The 15,956-nt window shown below is 64.1% G+C and carries 14 protein-coding genes; 11 read left to right on the top strand and 3 right to left on the bottom strand.

Annotated features, from left to right (window positions below; genetic code table 11):
* Positions 1-51: 51 nt before the first annotated feature.
* Both R6258_RS12675 and R6258_RS12670 read left to right on the top strand, forming a co-directional pair.
* Positions 52-1,422, top strand: a complete 1,371-nt coding sequence (locus R6258_RS12675; protein WP_318450807.1) for an AlkA N-terminal domain-containing protein — start codon at positions 52-54, stop codon at positions 1,420-1,422.
* A gap of 1 nt (position 1,423) precedes the next feature.
* Complete coding sequence (locus tag R6258_RS12670; protein ID WP_318450806.1) at positions 1,424-1,921, top strand: methylated-DNA--[protein]-cysteine S-methyltransferase; 498 nt, start codon at positions 1,424-1,426, stop codon at positions 1,919-1,921.
* 93 nt (positions 1,922-2,014) lie between these two features.
* Here R6258_RS12670 and R6258_RS12665 read toward each other — a convergent pair whose 3' ends face one another.
* Entirely contained in the window at positions 2,015-2,977 is a 963-nt protein-coding gene (locus R6258_RS12665; protein WP_318450804.1) for a LysR family transcriptional regulator, read from the bottom strand.
* Between the two features lie 213 nt (positions 2,978-3,190).
* Between R6258_RS12665 and R6258_RS12660 the strand changes: the two genes are divergently transcribed.
* The 6 genes from R6258_RS12660 to R6258_RS12635 all read left to right on the top strand — a co-directional run bounded on the left by R6258_RS12660 (position 3,191) and on the right by R6258_RS12635 (position 9,528).
* Complete coding sequence (locus R6258_RS12660; RefSeq protein WP_318450802.1) at positions 3,191-4,324, top strand: iron-containing alcohol dehydrogenase; 1,134 nt, start codon at positions 3,191-3,193, stop codon at positions 4,322-4,324.
* Between the two features lie 239 nt (positions 4,325-4,563).
* Positions 4,564-5,541 carry a tripartite tricarboxylate transporter substrate binding protein gene (locus R6258_RS12655; RefSeq protein WP_318450800.1) on the top strand — a complete coding sequence of 326 codons (978 nt, stop codon included), beginning with the start codon at positions 4,564-4,566 and terminating at the stop codon, positions 5,539-5,541.
* Positions 5,542-5,553: 12 nt separating this feature from the next.
* Positions 5,554-6,018 carry a tripartite tricarboxylate transporter TctB family protein gene (locus R6258_RS12650; RefSeq protein WP_318450798.1) on the top strand — a complete coding sequence of 155 codons (465 nt, stop codon included), beginning with the start codon at positions 5,554-5,556 and terminating at the stop codon, positions 6,016-6,018.
* Between the two features lie 3 nt (positions 6,019-6,021).
* Positions 6,022-7,536, top strand: coding sequence for a tripartite tricarboxylate transporter permease (locus R6258_RS12645; protein ID WP_318450796.1), 1,515 nt, complete (start codon positions 6,022-6,024; stop codon positions 7,534-7,536).
* Positions 7,533-8,612 carry an Ldh family oxidoreductase gene (locus R6258_RS12640; protein WP_318450794.1) on the top strand — a complete coding sequence of 360 codons (1,080 nt, stop codon included), beginning with the start codon at positions 7,533-7,535 and terminating at the stop codon, positions 8,610-8,612. Before R6258_RS12645 ends, R6258_RS12640 begins: the two co-directional genes overlap by 4 nt.
* Position 8,613: 1 nt before the next feature.
* Positions 8,614-9,528, top strand: coding sequence for an NAD(P)-dependent oxidoreductase (locus R6258_RS12635; RefSeq protein WP_318450792.1), 915 nt, complete (start codon positions 8,614-8,616; stop codon positions 9,526-9,528).
* A gap of 34 nt (positions 9,529-9,562) precedes the next feature.
* Here R6258_RS12635 and R6258_RS12630 read toward each other — a convergent pair whose 3' ends face one another.
* Positions 9,563-10,531 (bottom strand): GntR family transcriptional regulator, encoded by a 969-nt coding sequence (locus R6258_RS12630; RefSeq protein WP_318450791.1) that lies wholly within the window; start codon positions 10,529-10,531, stop codon positions 9,563-9,565.
* A gap of 54 nt (positions 10,532-10,585) precedes the next feature.
* The gene (locus tag R6258_RS12625) at positions 10,586-12,118 is read right to left on the bottom strand and encodes an altronate dehydratase family protein (protein WP_318450790.1); all 1,533 of its coding nucleotides are present in this window, start codon (positions 12,116-12,118) and stop codon (positions 10,586-10,588) included.
* 279 nt (positions 12,119-12,397) lie between these two features.
* Here R6258_RS12625 and R6258_RS12620 point away from each other — a divergent pair, with 279 nt between their 5' ends.
* From R6258_RS12620 to R6258_RS12610, 3 genes are all read left to right on the top strand, one after another.
* On the top strand, positions 12,398-13,714 hold the full coding sequence (locus R6258_RS12620; protein ID WP_318450789.1) for an L-fuconate dehydratase: 1,317 nt from the start codon (positions 12,398-12,400) through the stop codon (positions 13,712-13,714).
* A gap of 161 nt (positions 13,715-13,875) precedes the next feature.
* Positions 13,876-14,709, top strand: a complete 834-nt coding sequence (locus R6258_RS12615; protein ID WP_318450788.1) for a hypothetical protein — start codon at positions 13,876-13,878, stop codon at positions 14,707-14,709.
* A 201-nt stretch (positions 14,710-14,910) separates the two neighbouring features.
* Positions 14,911-15,684 carry an IclR family transcriptional regulator gene (locus tag R6258_RS12610; protein WP_318450787.1) on the top strand — a complete coding sequence of 258 codons (774 nt, stop codon included), beginning with the start codon at positions 14,911-14,913 and terminating at the stop codon, positions 15,682-15,684.
* Positions 15,685-15,956 lie beyond the last annotated feature (272 nt).

The raw sequence follows: 15,956 nt of genomic DNA, 5'->3' as shown, positions 1-15,956 counted from the left end.
CGGACACGATACACTGGCCAGCAAAGGTTGACTCTTAGCGAGGAGAACGCCGTGCTCGACCCCGAACGCTGTCGCCAGGCGCGCCTGTCGCGGGACGCGCGCTTCGATGGCCAGTTCTTCACTGCGGTACGCACCACGCGGATCTACTGCCGTCCGATCTGCCCGGCCACCCCGCCGCAGGAGCGCAACGTCAGTTATTTCGCGAGCGCCGTCGCGGCCGCCGAGGCGGGTTTTCGCCCCTGTCTGCGCTGCCGGCCGGACAGCGCCCCGGGCTCGCCCGCCTGGAAAGGCGTCGACACCACCCTGGAGCGGGCGCTGCGGCTGATCGACGGCGGCGCCCTGCAGCAGGGTTCGCTCAGCGCACTGTGCGAGCGCCTGGGAATCGGCGAGCGTTACCTGCGCCGGCTGTTTCAAGAACGCTTCGGCGTCTCGCCCAAGACCTACGCCCTTTATCAGCAGTGTCTGTTCGCCAAGCAGTTGCTGCACCAGACCGACCTGCCGGTGACCGAGATTGCCTACGCCAGCGGCTTTCACAGCCTGCGCCGCTTTCACGACGCCTTTCGCTCGCGCATGGGCATGAATCCCGGCGAGCTACGCCGCCGCGCCGCGACCGGCGGCCGCGGCCTGACGCTCCAGCTGGCCTATCGCCCGCCCTATGCCTGGGAGCGGCTGCGCGACTTCCTCGGCCAGCGCTCGATCAATGGGCTCGAGTGGGTCGGCGAAGACCATTATGGCCGCTGCTTTGCCTGGCAAGGGGCCAAGGGGCGCTTCACCGCGCGCCACGAGCCGCAGCATTACCGCTTCACGGTGACTCTCGAGCTCGACCGGCTGGCATCGCTCAAGGCGGTGGTCGGCAACATCCGCCGCGTGCTCGATCTAGACGCCGACAGCGCCGCCATCGAAGCCCACCTGGCCCAGGCGGCGCCCGGGCTCAAGCTGGTGGAGGGGTTGCGCCTGCCGGGCATCTGGAACGCGTTCGAGGCCGGCATCAAGGCCATCCTCGGCCAGCAGGTCTCGGTCACGGCGGCACGCAGGCTGGCCCAGACCCTGGTCGACACGCTGGGCGAGAGTGACGGTGAGGGCGAGATGGGCTCGCAGCGTCGCTTCCCGGAGCCGGCCGCCATCGCCGCCAGCGACCTTGGCTTTCTGGGCATGCCGACGGCGCGGCGCGAAACGTTGCGCCGCCTGGCCGAATGGCATCTCGCCCACGGCCACGACGAGGACGCCCAGGCCTGGCTGACGCTCAAGGGCGTCGGCCCCTGGACGGTGGATTACGCCCGCATGCGCGGCGCCAGCCATCCCGATATCTGGCTGGGTGGCGACCTGGGCGTGAAGAAGGCGCTCGGCGAGCTCGACGGGGCCGATCCCGCCGCCGCCTCGCCCTGGCGCAGCTACCTGACCTTCCAACTGTGGAATCGCTGACATGTACATCGACTATCTCGCCACGCCTCCCGGCTCACCCCTCGGCCTGCTGGAGATTCGCGCCAACGACCAGGGCATCACCCACATCCGCTTCGTCGACGAGGCCGCACACACCGCCAACCCCCATCCGCTGATCGAGCACTGCAAGGATCAGCTTGCGGAATACTTCCGCGGCGAGCGGCGTGAGTTCTCGCTGCCCCTCGCTCCGCAGGGCACCGAGTTCCAGCAGCGCGTATGGCAGCGCCTGCGCGAGGTGCCTTTCGGCGAAACCTGCAGCTACGCGACGATCTCCCGGGGCATCGGCTGCCCCAACAGCCACCGCGCGGTGGGCGCCGCCAACGGCCGCAACCCGCTGGCGATCATCGTGCCCTGCCATCGCGTGATCGGCAGCAACGGCCAGTTGACCGGCTATGCCGGCGGCCTGCCGCGCAAGCTGTGGCTACTGCGACTGGAAGGCGCGAGGCTCGTTGTCTCGGACGACCTGTTCGCCACGCTGTAAACGTCCGACGGCCGGCATCGGCGCGCGGAGAGTGCACCGGGCCGCCTGCGTTCGATGAACGACGTTCTACACGGTGATGTACGACCGCCGGGGTTACCGCTCGTTTTCTTCAAGCGCTTGGCCGGCCATCTCCCGCAGATTCTCGATCAGAGCCTGCGTTGCCGACGACAACGATTCCTGGCGTCGCGTGATAATACCGTAGTAGTCCAGCGGCTTGCCGATCACCCGATCGAGCACCACGTATTGTCCTCCCGCCAGGGGACGACGCATGACGGAGCGCGGCAAGACCGCCAGCATGTCCGAGGATTGCAGCAACTGCAGGGTCGCCTGAATGGCTGTGGTCTCGATCACGTTGGCCGGCGTCGCGATGCCCTCTTCCGCCAAAGCCGATTCGAACACCCTGCGCATGGGACTCGACAGCGGGTGCAATATCCATGGCCAATGGCTCAGCTCTTCCAGCGAGGGGTCATCGGCCAGTTGGGTCAGCGGATGATCGCGGCGCACCACGACCCGCAATGGCTCGTCCAGCAACGGCTCGAAATCGAACAGGTTGTGCTGGCTGACATGCGTCAAGCGCCCGATGACCAGGTCGAGACGCTTGTGTTCCAGTTCGAGCAGCAGCCTGTCGCTGGTCTGTTCCTGCAGGCTCACCGAGAGACGCGGTCGATCGCGTTTGAGGCGCGCGATGGCAGCCGGCAGTATCTCCGGAGCCGCAGCGGCGATAGCTCCGATCAGCAAATGACCGTAGCCCCCCTGGCGCAGGTCATTGATGTCGTCAACCAGGCGCTCCAGGTCATTGAGCAGAATCCAGGCATGGCGAATGACCTGTTCCCCCAACTCGGTGGGCTGCATGGCACGCGGCAAGCGCTCGAACAGCGCGAAACCGAAATAGAGCTCCAGATCCCGCAGCATCTTGCTCGCGGCCGGCTGGCTCAGGCACATCGTCCGCGCCGTGGCGTGCATGTTGCGGCTTTGGGCCAGGGTAGTCAGCAACGTCAAATGCTTGAAACGTAGCCAACCGCGGAGATGCGCATGTGACAGCTTGTCCGTCGTCATGATGAAAATATCCTAGTTGGCACCCGTGGCCAGCGCTCATTGCGCATGGCCGCCTGGCTTACCGATAACCCAGACGAATCACAATGCCACAAACTTCGATTGGATTATGATTTCCATATCGCCATAGCCTGATGCTCAGGGCAACGCCTCGCGCTGTCTCGTCACGAACAACAACTATCGCCTTGGTCGACGCCAGACCCTCGGGAGAGCCCCATGAGTTCGATCATCCAGTACCTCACCAAGATACGCTTCGGTGCCGGCGCCGTGGACGACCTGGCCGAGGAGCTGACCCTTCTCGGGGTCGCCAAGCCCTTGATCGTCACCGATGCGGGTCTCACCGCCAGTGGTCTCGTGGCTCGTGTTCAAGAGGCAATCAGCGCCGAGCGCTCGACCCCCGTGTATGACGCCACGCCGCCGAACCCGACCGAAGTCGCCATCGAAGAAGCCGTCGCTTGCTATCGCGAGCACGCCTGCGATGGCATCGTCGCGCTGGGCGGTGGCTCGAGCATCGACCTGGCCAAGGGCGTCGCCTTGCTGGCCAGCCATCCGGCCCCCCTGCGGCAATACGCGGTGATCGAAGGTGGCGCTGCGCGGATCGGCGATAACGTGCTGCCGCTCATAGCCATTCCCACCACCGCCGGCACGGGCAGCGAGGTCGGCCGCGCCGCCCTGATCAGCATGCGCGACGAACGCAAGCTCGGGTTTCTCTCGCCGCATCTGATTCCCGATGTGGCGATCTGCGACCCTCTATTGACCCTCTCGTTACCGGCATCCCTCACTGCCGCCACCGGCATGGACGCCATCGCGCACTGTGTCGAGACGTTTCTCAGTCCACGATTCAACCCACCCGCCGAGGCCATCGCCCTGGACGGCCTGCAGCGCGCCACGCGTTACATTCGCACCGCCGTGCACCACGGCGACGATCTCGAGGCCCGCAGCGAAATGCTCATGGCCGCCACGCAGGGAGCCTTGGCCTTTCAGAAGGGGCTCGGCGCAGTACACTCGCTATCCCACGCACTGGGCGGTTTCCACGATCTCAAGCTCCATCACGGCACGCTCAATGCACTGTTGATGCCGCACGTACTGCGCTTCAATCAGGACCACTGCGGCGACAAGTTCGAGCGTCTGCGCCACGCCATGGGGCTCGCCCCAGCGACGGATCTCGCCGAGGCCTTTATCGAGCTCAACCGCGACCTGGGACTGCCCATGCGCCTCAGCGACATGGGGGTGACGCAAGAGCGCCTGGCCCCGGTAGCGCAATGGGCCCTGGAAGACCATTCGACCGCGACCAATCCGCGACCGGCCACGCGAGAGGACTTCCAACGTCTCCTGCAGGAGGCCTTTTGAAACGACGCTTCGATACATCGAAAAGCGTTCCAGGTTTTATTCTGCGTGACGCCAGCGCTGGCAAGGGTTACGCAAACGCTTCCAGCAACACGCCCCATTGAAAGCAGGAGGATTAATTATCAAACCAGGCCAAAGAGCCTCGACAAACGAATATTGCGTGCAATGTTCACTAAGACCAGACTGAAAAATGCGTTCGGCTAAACGACATCTCCATGACACGCCAATAACAAGGATCGATCATGTCAAAACGACACAACAAAGCGCTACTCGCCAGCACCGCTGTCCTGCTGACCGCCATCACCGGCCCGGCCCTCGCCGACTATCCCGAAAAACCCATTACCATCATTGTTCCCTGGGCCGCCGGCGGCGGTACGGATGCCACGGCACGCACCATTGCCAGTGCGCTGGAAGAAGAGCTCGGTCAGACGATCAACGTCGTCAATCGTACCGGGGGCAGCGGCGTCGTTGGTCATACGGCAATCTCCACGGCCAAGCCCGACGGCTACACCCTTGGCCTGATCACCGGCGAAACCAACATGATGCACTGGCTGGGGTTGACCGACCTCACCTACAAGGACTTCACCCCGGTCGGCCAGATCAACTTTGACTACGCCGGCGTACAAGTCGCGGAGGATGCTCCCTTCGACTCGCTGGACCAGTTGCTCGGCGCCATCAAGGAACAGCCGTCCGGTACCTACAATGCCTCCGGCACTGGACTCGGCGGCGTATGGCACCTGGCCTTCGCCGGCTTCCTGCTCGACCAGGGCATCGAACCCAACAAGGTGACCTGGATTCCCAGCCAGGGCGCGGCCCCGGCCATGACCGAACTCGTTTCCGGTGGCATCGATATCGTGCCCAGCTCGGTACCCGAGGCTCGCTCGATGATCGAGGCTGGCAAGGCGCAAAGCCTGGGCATCATGGCACCCGAGCGGCTGGACAGCTTTCCCGATGTTCCTACCGTCGAGGAGGCCATCGGCAGCGATTACACGATCGGTGAGTGGCGCGGCATTGCCGGCCCCAAGGGCATGGATCAGGAAATCGTCGACAAGCTCGAGAAGGCGCTGGAAGCAGCCTACAACAGCGAGACCTATCAGGGCTTCATGGCCAAGCAGGGTTACGGCACGGAATGGCGCAATGCCGAGGACTTCGAGAAGATGATGGGCGAAATGGACAAGGAATACGGCAAGATCATCGAAAGTATCGGTCTGAAAAAATAATAAGGGCTTCCCATGAAAGACGTTATGTTGGGGCTGTGTTTCATGGTGGCAGGCATCGTCACGATCTATGTCGCCAGACAATATCCCACGATGCCCAGCCTGCAATTCGGCCCTTCGCTATTCCCCTCCCTCATCGGGGGAGGGTTTTTCATAGGCGGTCTGGTGCTCGCAGCCAGTCAGTTCTCGACGCTGCGTCAGCGCGCCAGCGAAGGCCACGTCGTTCTGCGACCCGATTTCCAGGCTATCCTCGTCTCCCTGCTCCCCTGTGGCCTGATCGTGTTCTACATCCTGGCCAGCGACTATCTGGGGACAGCTATCAGCCTGGCCACGATGATGTTCGTACTGATGCTGGCCCGCAAAACGCAATGGCTTCTGGCATTGGGTGTCTCCGTGGCGGCCTCGCTGGTCATCTACTTCATTTTTTCACGCTATCTGCTGATACCCCTTCCCGAAGGGCTGTTGAGCGTCAGGGGTTAACTCATGGATGCATTGCTCCAAGGACTTCAGCTCGTCTTCAACGGCCAGACGATGCTGGTGATTCTCGCCGCGGCAGCGTTCGGCATCTTCGTCGGCGCCGTTCCCGGCCTGACGGCGACCATGGCCGTGGCGCTGTTGGTCCCGATCACCTTCTACATGGATCCGACGCCGGCCATCGCGGCGATCGTCACCACCTCGGCCATGGCCATCTTCGCCGGCGATATTCCCGGTACCTATCTGAATATCCCCGGAACGCCAGCCTCGGCGGCTTACGTCGGTGAATCCTCGCAGTTGGCCAAGAAGGGACGCGCCCGAGAGACCTTGGGTACCAATCTGGTCTGCTCGGTGTTCGGTGGCCTGTTCGGGACCGTTATCCTGGTCTTCGTCTCCCCCTCGCTGGCGGAAGTCGCGCTGAAGTTCAGCTCCTACGAATACTTCTGGCTGGCGCTACTGGGGCTGAGCAGCTCGATCTTCATCTCGATCGGCTCCAAGGCCAAGGCCTTTCTCTCGTTGATGATCGGCTTGCTCCTGTCCACGGTGGGCCTGGACATGATGAGCGGGGCGCCGCGTTTCACCTTTGGCATTCCCGATCTAATGGCCGGGATCAATTTCATCCCGGTGATGATCGGCATGTTCGCGCTCAACGAGATCATGAGCTTCTATGGCTCACGCATCGAAACCCGTAACCCGCCGGCCCTCAGCAAGGACAAGGTGTTCGGGCAGGTGCCCACCCATGTGAAGAAGTACTGGCGCAACATGCTGCGCGGCAGTTCGATCGGCACCCTGATCGGCGCGCTCCCCGGCGCCGGCGCGGACATCGCGGCATGGATCGCCTATGCCGCCGGCAAGAGCCGCTCGAAGGACAAGGCGGCTTACGGCACAGGTCACATCGAAGGGATCGTCGACGCCAGCTCCGCCAATAATTCGGGCATCAGCGGTGCCTGGGTACCTGCGCTGGTGTTCGGCATTCCCGGCGATTCGATCACCGCCATCGTGATCGGCGTGCTGTACATGAAGGGCATGAATCCCGGACCGACGATCTTCATGGAAGGTAGTGGCCTGGTGTACTCGCTGTTCGTGGTGTTCTTCGTGGCCAATCTGATCATGCTCCCGATCGGCTACATCGCCATTCGCTCGGCCAAGGTCTTCATCCTGACCCCACGCAAGATACTGATGCCGATCATCCTGTGCTTCTGCATCGTCGGGGCCTTCTCGATCAACAACTCGATTACCGATGTGTGGATCATGCTGCTCGTCGGCCTGGTGGCCTTCATCCTGGCGCGCTGCGACTTCCCCATGGCCCCGGCCATTCTCGGCCTGGTACTCGGCACTACGCTGGAAAACAGCTTCATGAGCTCGATGCTCAAGAGCAACGGCGACCTGCTGAGCTTCTTTTCGCGGCCGATCAGTGCGGGCCTGGGTGCCTTGGTCATCCTGATCTGGCTACTGCCGCTGTTCGCTCGCCTCTACCGTCGCGCTCGCGGCGGCTCACGAGATCAATCGCCGAGGACTCCATGACCACCTATGCTGCCGCCCCCTTGACCGACCTGTTGTCCGCGCTGTTCCAGGAGGCCGGTGCCACGACCGAGGTCGCCGAGACTACCGCCGCCATACTCGTCGAAGGCGACTTGCTGGGCCACCATACCCACGGCACCAAGTTGGCCCAGGGCTATCTCAAGGACCTCAAGGCCGGCCACGCCTGCGGCGACCATCAACGCCTCGAGATCGTGGAAAGCAGTCCCGTCGCGGCTACGATCGACGGCCATTATCTGCTGGGCCCGTACCTGGTGCAGCGCGCCCTGACTCATGCCCAGCAGGCGGCCGACGGGTTCGGCATCGGTATCGTGAGTCTCAAGCGCTCGCACCATATTGCCTGCCTGGCGGCCTACTTGCGCCCGCTCGTCGAGCGCAACCTGATCCCCCTCGTGCTGAGTTCGGACCCCGCCGTGGCCTCGGTCGCCCCCTATGGCGGCACCACGCCGGTGTACACGCCCAACCCGCTGGCGATCGGCATTCCGGGACGCGAGCATCCCCTGCTGATCGATGTCAGCATGTCGACCATCACCAACGGCACCGTCAACAAGACGCGGGCCGAAGGCGGCAAGCTTGCACATCCCGCCATCCTGACCCACCGCGGGACGGTCAGCGACGACCCCGAGGACTTCTTCACCACGCCACCGGGCAGCATCCTGCCGCTTGGCGAGAAAGCCTTCGGCCACAAGGGATTCGCCCTGGGCCTGATGATCGAGGCGCTGACCTCGGCGCTCAGCGGCTATGGCCGCAAGGATGCGCCCACCGGCTGGGGCGCCTCGGTCACGGTCATGGTCATCGACCCGGCGCGTTTCGGCGGCACCGACGCCTTCCTCGACGAGACCGGCTTCCTCGCCCAGCGCTGTCTCGATGCCGAGCGCGCCGACCCCGATGTCGCGGTGCGCCTGCCCGGCCAATCCGGTCTAGCGAAGCGCCAGGGCTATCTGCGCGACGGTATCCCGCTACCGGAGGATGTCGTCGCCTCACTGCGCCAGGCCGTGGCCGACTCGGCCCAGGCGAAAAGCGCCCTTGGCCGTTCCCTGGGGTTATCGCAGGAGGGATGACATGACAGCGCTCGAGGATCGCGACATGCAGGACACAAGAACGATAGGCGTCATCGGTACCGGGCTGATGGGGGCGCCGATGGCGCGACGCCTCGCCGAAGCGGGCCATCACGTAAGCGCCTGGAACCGCAGTCCCGACAAGACCCAGGCACTGGCCGCGCACGGCATCGAGACCGCCGACAGCCCGCAGGCCGCCGCCCAGGCCGCCGATATCGTCGTGGTCATGCTCAGTTCGGGGCCGGTATGCGATGACGTCCTGCTGGGTCCCGACGGCGTGATCGCCCGCATGGCCCCGCACAGCACCCTCGTGGTGATGAGCTCCATCCCGGTCGACACCGCCAGGCGACAGGCGCTGGCGGCCGAGGCGCGTGGTATCGGCTATCTAGATGCGCCGGTCTCCGGCGGCGAGCGAGGCGCCATCGACGGCACGCTGGCCATCATGGTCGGCGGCGACCCCGCCACGTTCGCCCGCGTCGAAACCGTGTTCGCCTCGCTGGGGCGCGCCGTCCACGTGGGACCCGTCGGCAGCGGGCAACTCGCCAAGCTCGCCAATCAGATGATCGTCGCCAATACCATTGCCACGGTGGCCGAGGCATTGCTGCTCGCCGAGCGCGGTGGCGCCGACCCCGGCAAGGTACGCGAAGCGCTGATGGGTGGCTTCGCCGATTCGACGATCCTGAAGGTCCACGGCGAGCGCATGCTCAATGACGACTTCCGCCCCGGCGGGCCGGCCAAGTGGCAATGGAAGGATACGCAGACCGCCCAGGCGCTCGCCGGCGACCTGGCGCTGGAACTGCCCGTCTCGCGCCTGGTGGATGATCTATTCGCTGATCTGGTCGCGCACGGCGACGGCGACCTGGATCATAGCGCCCTGATGCGCGAACTGCGGCGGCGTAACGGTGAACGCCTCGGTTGAACCAAACGGATCTACATGGCGTGCGTACGGCGCCTCAGGGACGCTCGACCTCGCGCAGGTAATCCGGCACGTCGATCGCGCCGACATCGCGGAACTCGGCCAGCCGCGCCTGTACCTGCGCCTCCGAGCGCGCCAGGTGCTCATCGAGGGCACGCCCGGCCGCCCCACCGTCTCGCGCCAGCGCCTTGTCGAACACGTGGCGATGCTCGTCGAAGAACGGCGCCTCGCTGGGCAACTCGATCGACGAGCCCAGCAGATGCTTGCTGATCAGCAGGATCGGCCGCGTGCGGCCCAACATGGTCATGATTTCCGCGTTGCCGCCACGCATCAGCGCCTGGTGATGAAGATCATTCTCCAGGGCATCCAGCAAGGCACTCGGCACGCGTGGGTAATCGCGCGCGGCGGCATCCAGACGCTGGATGTAACGTCGTATCTCGGCGTCCTCCAGCGCATCGGCGGCGCGTGTCATCATGTACGGTTCCAGTTGACGACGCGCCTGGTATAGGTCGTGCAGACGCGCATCGTCCAGCGGCACGACCGTCCAGCTGCTGTATTTGACCTTTTCCACCACACCGATGGTCTGCAGGTAGAGCAGGATGCGATGCGTCAGGGTCCTGCTGACCGACAACGCGCGTGCCAGCTGCAGTTCGTTGAGCTCGAAGCGCCCCTTCATCGAACACAGCACCACGTCGCGTTCCACGCTCTCCGCGAACGCTCGCCAGGCGTCCGTGCGCTCGATACATGACGCACTGAAATCGCCCGTTCCCAGCGAACGCCGCACGATCTCTCCCGGCTGCGCGCCAACCTGATAGCCGCGTCCCTCGAAACGGCAGATCGTCCCTTCCTCGTGGAGTCGTGCCAGGGTCTGTCTCACCGGTGAACGGCTCATGCCGAAATGCTCGGCGATATGCCCTTCCAGCAACACCAGCCCCGGCTCGAGACGCCCCGCATCAATGGCGTCATGCAATACGTGGTAGAGCTGGTCTTTCAGCGGTCTGGCCATGCGCCCGTCCTGTCTCCTTGATTGCGCCGTCGGGAGCCCGCCCCCGGCGCCCCCTCAAGTGATGGCACCGACCATCCACGGCACGAACTCGTTGCTGCCATAGCCCAACGACTCGCTGGCACTCGACTCCCCCGAAGCGATCGCCAGGATTTTCTCGAAGATCTCCTCGCCCATGGCCTCCACCGTGGCATCGCCATCGATGATGGCCCCGCAATTGATGTCCATGTCCTCCTGCATGGTCTCGTACATCGAGGTGTTGGTGGCCAGCTTCAGGCATGGCGCCGGCTTGAAGCCGGATACCGAGCCGCGCCCGGTAGTGAAGCATACCAGCGTGGCCCCCGAGGCGATCTGGCCGGTGACCGACACCGGATCGTACCCCGGGCTGTCCATGAAGTTGAAGCCGGCAACCTTGAGAGGCTCGGCGTACTCGAGCACGTCGTTCAAGCTCGACGACCCGCCCTTGGCCACCGCGCCCAGGGACTTCTCGAGGATGGTCGAGAGCCCGCCGGCCTTGTTGCCGGGCGAGGGATTGTTGTTGAGCTCCGCGCCGTTGATCTCGGTGTAGTGCTTCCACCAGGCGATCCGCGCGAGCAGCTTGCGCGCCACCTCCACGTCCACCGCCCGATCCAGCAGTAAGTGCTCGGCACCGTAGATTTCCGGCGTCTCGCTCAGGATCGCACTGCCGCCGTGGCGCACGATCAAGTCGGCGGCGTGCCCCAAGGCCGGGTTCGCGGTAATGCCTGAATAACCGTCGGAGCCGCCGCACTGCAGCGCGACGCTCAAGTGTCGCAATGGTGCGGGGCGACGTTCGACACGCCCATGGGCGCGCGCCATGTCCAGCACCTGCTCGCAGGCCTTGCCAATGCTCGCGCGAGTACCGCCGACCTGCTGGATATTGAAATAAGCCAGACGGCGCTCATCATGCAATCCGGCGGTTTCCACCAGCTGCTTGACCTGGTTGGTTTCGCAGCCCAGCCCGATGATCACCACGAGCGCAAAGTTGGCGTGTCGCGCATAACCCGCGATGACCCGTTCGAGAAACGCGAAGCCCTCGGACTCGGTATTCATCGCACATCCCGAGCCGTGCGTGATCGGCACTACGCCGTCGAAACCCAAGGCCGCGATCTCGCCGTCCGCGTTGAGCTGCTCCGCGGCCACCTTGGCCACGGTCGCCGAACAGTTCACCGTCGACAGAATACCGATGTAGTTGCGCGTACCGACTTGCCCATTCGGCCGATGGTAGCCCAGGAACGTCCGTTCGGAGGCCAGCGTCGGTGAGCGTGGGAACGGCCGGAAACCCGCCAGCGCCGTGTCGCGTTCGAGCATCGCCACATTATGGGTATGCACATGCTCGCCAATCGCGATGTCGACGCTCGCCTGCCCGATCACCTGGCCATACTTGATGATGGTGTCGCCCCTGGCGATGGCCGCCAGGGCGACCTTGTGACCGGCAGCGATGTTGTGACGCGCCACGCGTCCGTCATCGCCGTCCAGCGGCAGTCCTTGCGGCAATGCGCGAGCCGCAACCCCCACGTTGTCGGCCTCGTTGAGCCGGATGACCGGCGATGTCGTACTGATGAGTTGCATAATGACCTCGGTGACCGTCGATCGGGCGCCACCCTGGAGGTGCTCCCGGCTTCATGCATGCGCGTCGCTTGGCGCAAGACCAATATTGTATATTGCACGCAATGTTCAGTTTAAAAACTTTGACGCCGTTTTCACCGCATTGCAAGCACACCGGCCATCGATAACCAAAAGAGATCAGCTCAATAAAATTGCGATTGGCTCGTTATTGTCGATTGGCCTTAGCCTGACTGAAACACCCATTGCGGCGGCGCTGACCGCCCCACCTTCAGGACGACAGGCATGACCACGATCACTCACCTTCAGGTGCGGGATATACGCTTTCCCACCTCGCGCCATCTCGATGGCTCGGATGCCATGAACGAAGCGCCGGATTATTCGGCGACCTATGTCACGCTCACGACTGACGCCGACGACGCGCATCAGGGCCACGGCCTGACGTTCACCATCGGTCGCGGCAACGATGTCTGCGTCATGGCCGTCGAGGCCCTGGCCTCGCGTATCGTGGGGCGCGACCTCGAGACCATCACCGCCGAGATGGGAGCGTTCTGGCGCGACCTCACCAGCGGCGACAGTCAGTTGCGCTGGCTCGGGCCGGAGAAAGGCGTGATGCACCTGGCCGCCGCCGCCATCGTCAATGCCGTGTGGGATCTGTGGGCGAAGCGCGAAGGCAAGCCGGTGTGGAAGCTATTGGTCGACATGTCCCCTGAGCAGCTGGTCCGCTGCCTGGACTTTCGCTTCGTGACCGATGCCCTTACGCCGCAGGAGGCCATCGCGCTTCTCAAGCATCGCGAAGCCGGCAAGGCAGAACGGGAGGCCCGCATGCGCGCCGAGGGCTATCCCGGCTATACCACCTCCGCCGGCTGGCTAGGCTATTCGGAAGACAAGATGCGCCGCCTGGCGCGCGAGGCGCTGGCCGAGGGCTGGACGCACTTCAAGCAGAAGGTCGGTGGCGATATTGAGGAGGATCGCCGGCGTGCGCGCATCCTGCGCGAGGAAATCGGCTGGGAACGCGCGTTGATGATGGACGCCAACCAGGTATGGGAAGTCGACGAGGCCATCGCCTGCATGCGCGAGTTGGCGGAGTTCGACCCGCTGTGGATCGAGGAACCCACCAGTCCGGACGACATCCTCGGTCACGCCGAAATCCGCCGCCGCCTGGCCCCTATCGGGGTCGCCACCGGCGAGCATTGCCATAACCGGGTGATGTTCAAGCAGCTGCTGCAAGCCGGTGCCATCGACTATTGCCAGCTCGATGCCGCGCGACTTGGCGGGCTCAACGAAGTGATCGTGGTCATGCTCCTGGCCGCCAAGTATGGCGTCCCGATATGTCCGCATGGGGGGGGCGTGGGACTTTGCGAGTATACCCAGCACATTTCGCTATTCGACTACATCGCCGTGTCCGGCTCGCTGGAAGGGCGCATTCTCGAATACGTCGACCATCTTCACGAGCATTTCGTTGACCCGGTGCGCATCCAGCATGGACGTTACCAGGTGCCCGAGGCGCCAGGGTACAGCATCACGATGCATGACGACTCGCTCGAGCGTCACCGCTACCCCGAGGGCGCCGCCTGGAACGCGGCCCCGGGCAGTAGTTGACCAGCCGAAGGGAGCGACACCACGATGCCGATCGCCGTGTCCGGCATCGCCGCCGCGTCGAAGCTGTGGTCAGTCAGCGCATATCGGGCGATCCGGGCACCTGACAGCCGCCATCGACCTGGGCGAGAATGCCCCAGACCGCCCCCGAGAGACTACTCACGATGACACGCTCCTTCTGGCTGGCGGCCAGCCTGTTGGCGCTGGCCGCCCTCGCCTGGCTCGAGGCGCCGCAGCACTGGGCGCAGGCCACCCTCGACGACGCACTGGGCGACGCCTTCGCCGCCTTCGCCATCGCCAAGGGCCTCAACGCCACCATTTCGGTGCTGCAGTCCTCGACCATCGACCTGCAGGTATTCCAGATCTCGGTCGGCGAAGCGCTCGATCCGGCCAACGACATGATCGAGCGCTTCTCATGGGTGATGTTCGCCGCCACCGGCTCGCTGGCGCTACAGAAGTTGCTGCTGGGCATCTCGGCCAACGTCGTCATTAAGGCATTGGTCAGCGGCGCCTGTGTGCTGGCCGTGGTACTGGTGGCGCTGCGCGCGCGGGTCGGGCAAGTGGCCGCGCTCAAGCTGGCCCTGGCCTGCGTGTTCCTGCGCTTCGCGGTCGTGCTGGTGGCGCTGGCCAGCGGCCTGGCCAGCGAGGCGTTCCTCGACGAACCGCGCCAAGCCACCATGAGCCAGTTGGAAACCACCGAGGAGCGCCTGGCGGAGATCGCCGACGACCGGATCTCCGGCCAGGAAGACGCGCGAAACTGGTGGCAACAGCTCAAGGGCAGCCTGGACAATCTGGTCGGCGACCCGGTGGAAAGCGTGGTCGACGGCTTCGACGCGATCACCGACAAGGTCGTCGACCTGACGATGATCTTCATCACCCAGACGATGCTCTTTCCGCTGGGCTTTCTGTACCTACTCTACCGCCTGGGCGGGCGGCTGTTCGGCCAGGCGCGCCTCGGCGGGCGGTTCGAGCGACGCCGGCTGCCGCCCAGGGAGTAAAAGCGCCCCCTGCCCGCTCTCGATATATATCTAGCGCACCGGCACAGGGCGCTTGATTCGCAAGTGGCTCCGAGCCATGCCGAGCGTTCCAAAAACCGGAACGCCCATGGCAGCGTGTTATATTGACGGTCAATCAATTCGTTACATCGACATGAGTCGTTGCGACGACCGCCCCTGGATCAAGTCACGTATGGACACACCATGGACAAAACGTTAGTCAAAGGCATCCATGTTCTGGAAACCATTGCTGCCAGCGATTCCCCCATGTCCGTGAGTGAAGTCGCTGAAGCCTGTGGCCTGGCGAGAAGTAACGCGCACCGGGTTCTCAGCACGTTCCTGAAGCTCGGCTATCTCTCGCAGGATGAATCCACCCGACGCTACCGTATGACGCTTCGCGTCTGGTCGTTGGGTTCGAGGCTCGTAGACCGCCTGGACTTCAAGCGCGAAGCTTTAGCGTTTCTGGAAAGACTCAATAACGAAACGGGCGAAGCGACCCACCTCTCCGTTCTCAATGGGCATAACGTCATCTATATCGACAAGCTTGAGGCCAAGCACGCCGTGCGCACGTTCACTCGCATTGGCGGTATCGCTCCGGCCTTCTGTGTCGCGACCGGTCGTGCCATGCTCGCCTATCAGAACGACGAGACCATTGAAGACGCCATCGCCCAGTCCACGTCCTTTACGGAAAACACCATCACCGATCATGAGGCGCTGCGCGAGGAGCTTCGACTGACACGACTGCGGGGCTACGCCGTCAACCGAGGCGAGTGGCGCGGCGGTGCCTACGGCATTGCCGTACCCGTCTTTTCCGCGACCAATCATGTCATTGCCGCGATCGGCATCTCGGCTCCCGCCGAGCGCATGTCCGACGATCGGATCGAACACCTCGCCATCCTCCTCAAGGAGCTCGGCCGCGAGCTTTCCCGCAATCTTGGTGCCAGTAACGCCCTGATGGCGGGCTCGTCGGCTCCCTAGACAAGTACCGCCCGCCCCTCAGCAACGCGCTACCGCGGCCAGCCGCCCCAGCGACCGGGCTCCTCATCTTCCGGCGAGTTCCCTGGTGTCGAACTGCCTGATTGATAGACGCGCTGGCGGCTCCCGGCGCATCGCCCCTATCGTCCTGTCGCCTTCAAACCGGCCCGACCGGCAGACAACTGGGAACTCGTTCTGGCACTCCACACCAGCACCGCGACGAAGACCGCCACCCCGGCCAGGTCGACGACCAGCAGGCCGTGCGGCCACAGCAT

Source organism: Halomonas sp. HP20-15 (genome assembly GCF_033446685.1).
GTDB lineage: Bacteria > Pseudomonadota > Gammaproteobacteria > Pseudomonadales > Halomonadaceae > Modicisalibacter.
This window is presented reverse-complemented; position numbering and strand designations above follow the sequence as displayed.

Bases quoted from the DNA above. Each gene is read 5' to 3' on its own strand.
- R6258_RS12655 (WP_318450800.1), top strand. From the start codon at position 4,564: ATGTCAAAACGACACAACAAAGCGCTACTCGCCAGCACCGCTGTCCTG.
- R6258_RS12665 (WP_318450804.1), bottom strand. From the start codon at position 2,977: ATGACGACGGACAAGCTGTCACATGCGCATCTCCGCGGTTGGCTACGT.
- R6258_RS12630 (WP_318450791.1), bottom strand. From the start codon at position 10,531: ATGGCCAGACCGCTGAAAGACCAGCTCTACCACGTATTGCATGACGCC.
- R6258_RS12640 (WP_318450794.1), top strand. From the start codon at position 7,533: ATGACCACCTATGCTGCCGCCCCCTTGACCGACCTGTTGTCCGCGCTG.
- R6258_RS12670 (WP_318450806.1), top strand. From the start codon at position 1,424: ATGTACATCGACTATCTCGCCACGCCTCCCGGCTCACCCCTCGGCCTG.
- R6258_RS12615 (WP_318450788.1), top strand. From the start codon at position 13,876: ATGACACGCTCCTTCTGGCTGGCGGCCAGCCTGTTGGCGCTGGCCGCC.
- R6258_RS12610 (WP_318450787.1), top strand. From the start codon at position 14,911: ATGGACAAAACGTTAGTCAAAGGCATCCATGTTCTGGAAACCATTGCT.
- R6258_RS12645 (WP_318450796.1), top strand. From the start codon at position 6,022: ATGGATGCATTGCTCCAAGGACTTCAGCTCGTCTTCAACGGCCAGACG.
- R6258_RS12660 (WP_318450802.1), top strand. From the start codon at position 3,191: ATGAGTTCGATCATCCAGTACCTCACCAAGATACGCTTCGGTGCCGGC.
- R6258_RS12635 (WP_318450792.1), top strand. From the start codon at position 8,614: ATGACAGCGCTCGAGGATCGCGACATGCAGGACACAAGAACGATAGGC.
- R6258_RS12620 (WP_318450789.1), top strand. From the start codon at position 12,398: ATGACCACGATCACTCACCTTCAGGTGCGGGATATACGCTTTCCCACC.
- R6258_RS12625 (WP_318450790.1), bottom strand. From the start codon at position 12,118: ATGCAACTCATCAGTACGACATCGCCGGTCATCCGGCTCAACGAGGCC.
- R6258_RS12650 (WP_318450798.1), top strand. From the start codon at position 5,554: ATGAAAGACGTTATGTTGGGGCTGTGTTTCATGGTGGCAGGCATCGTC.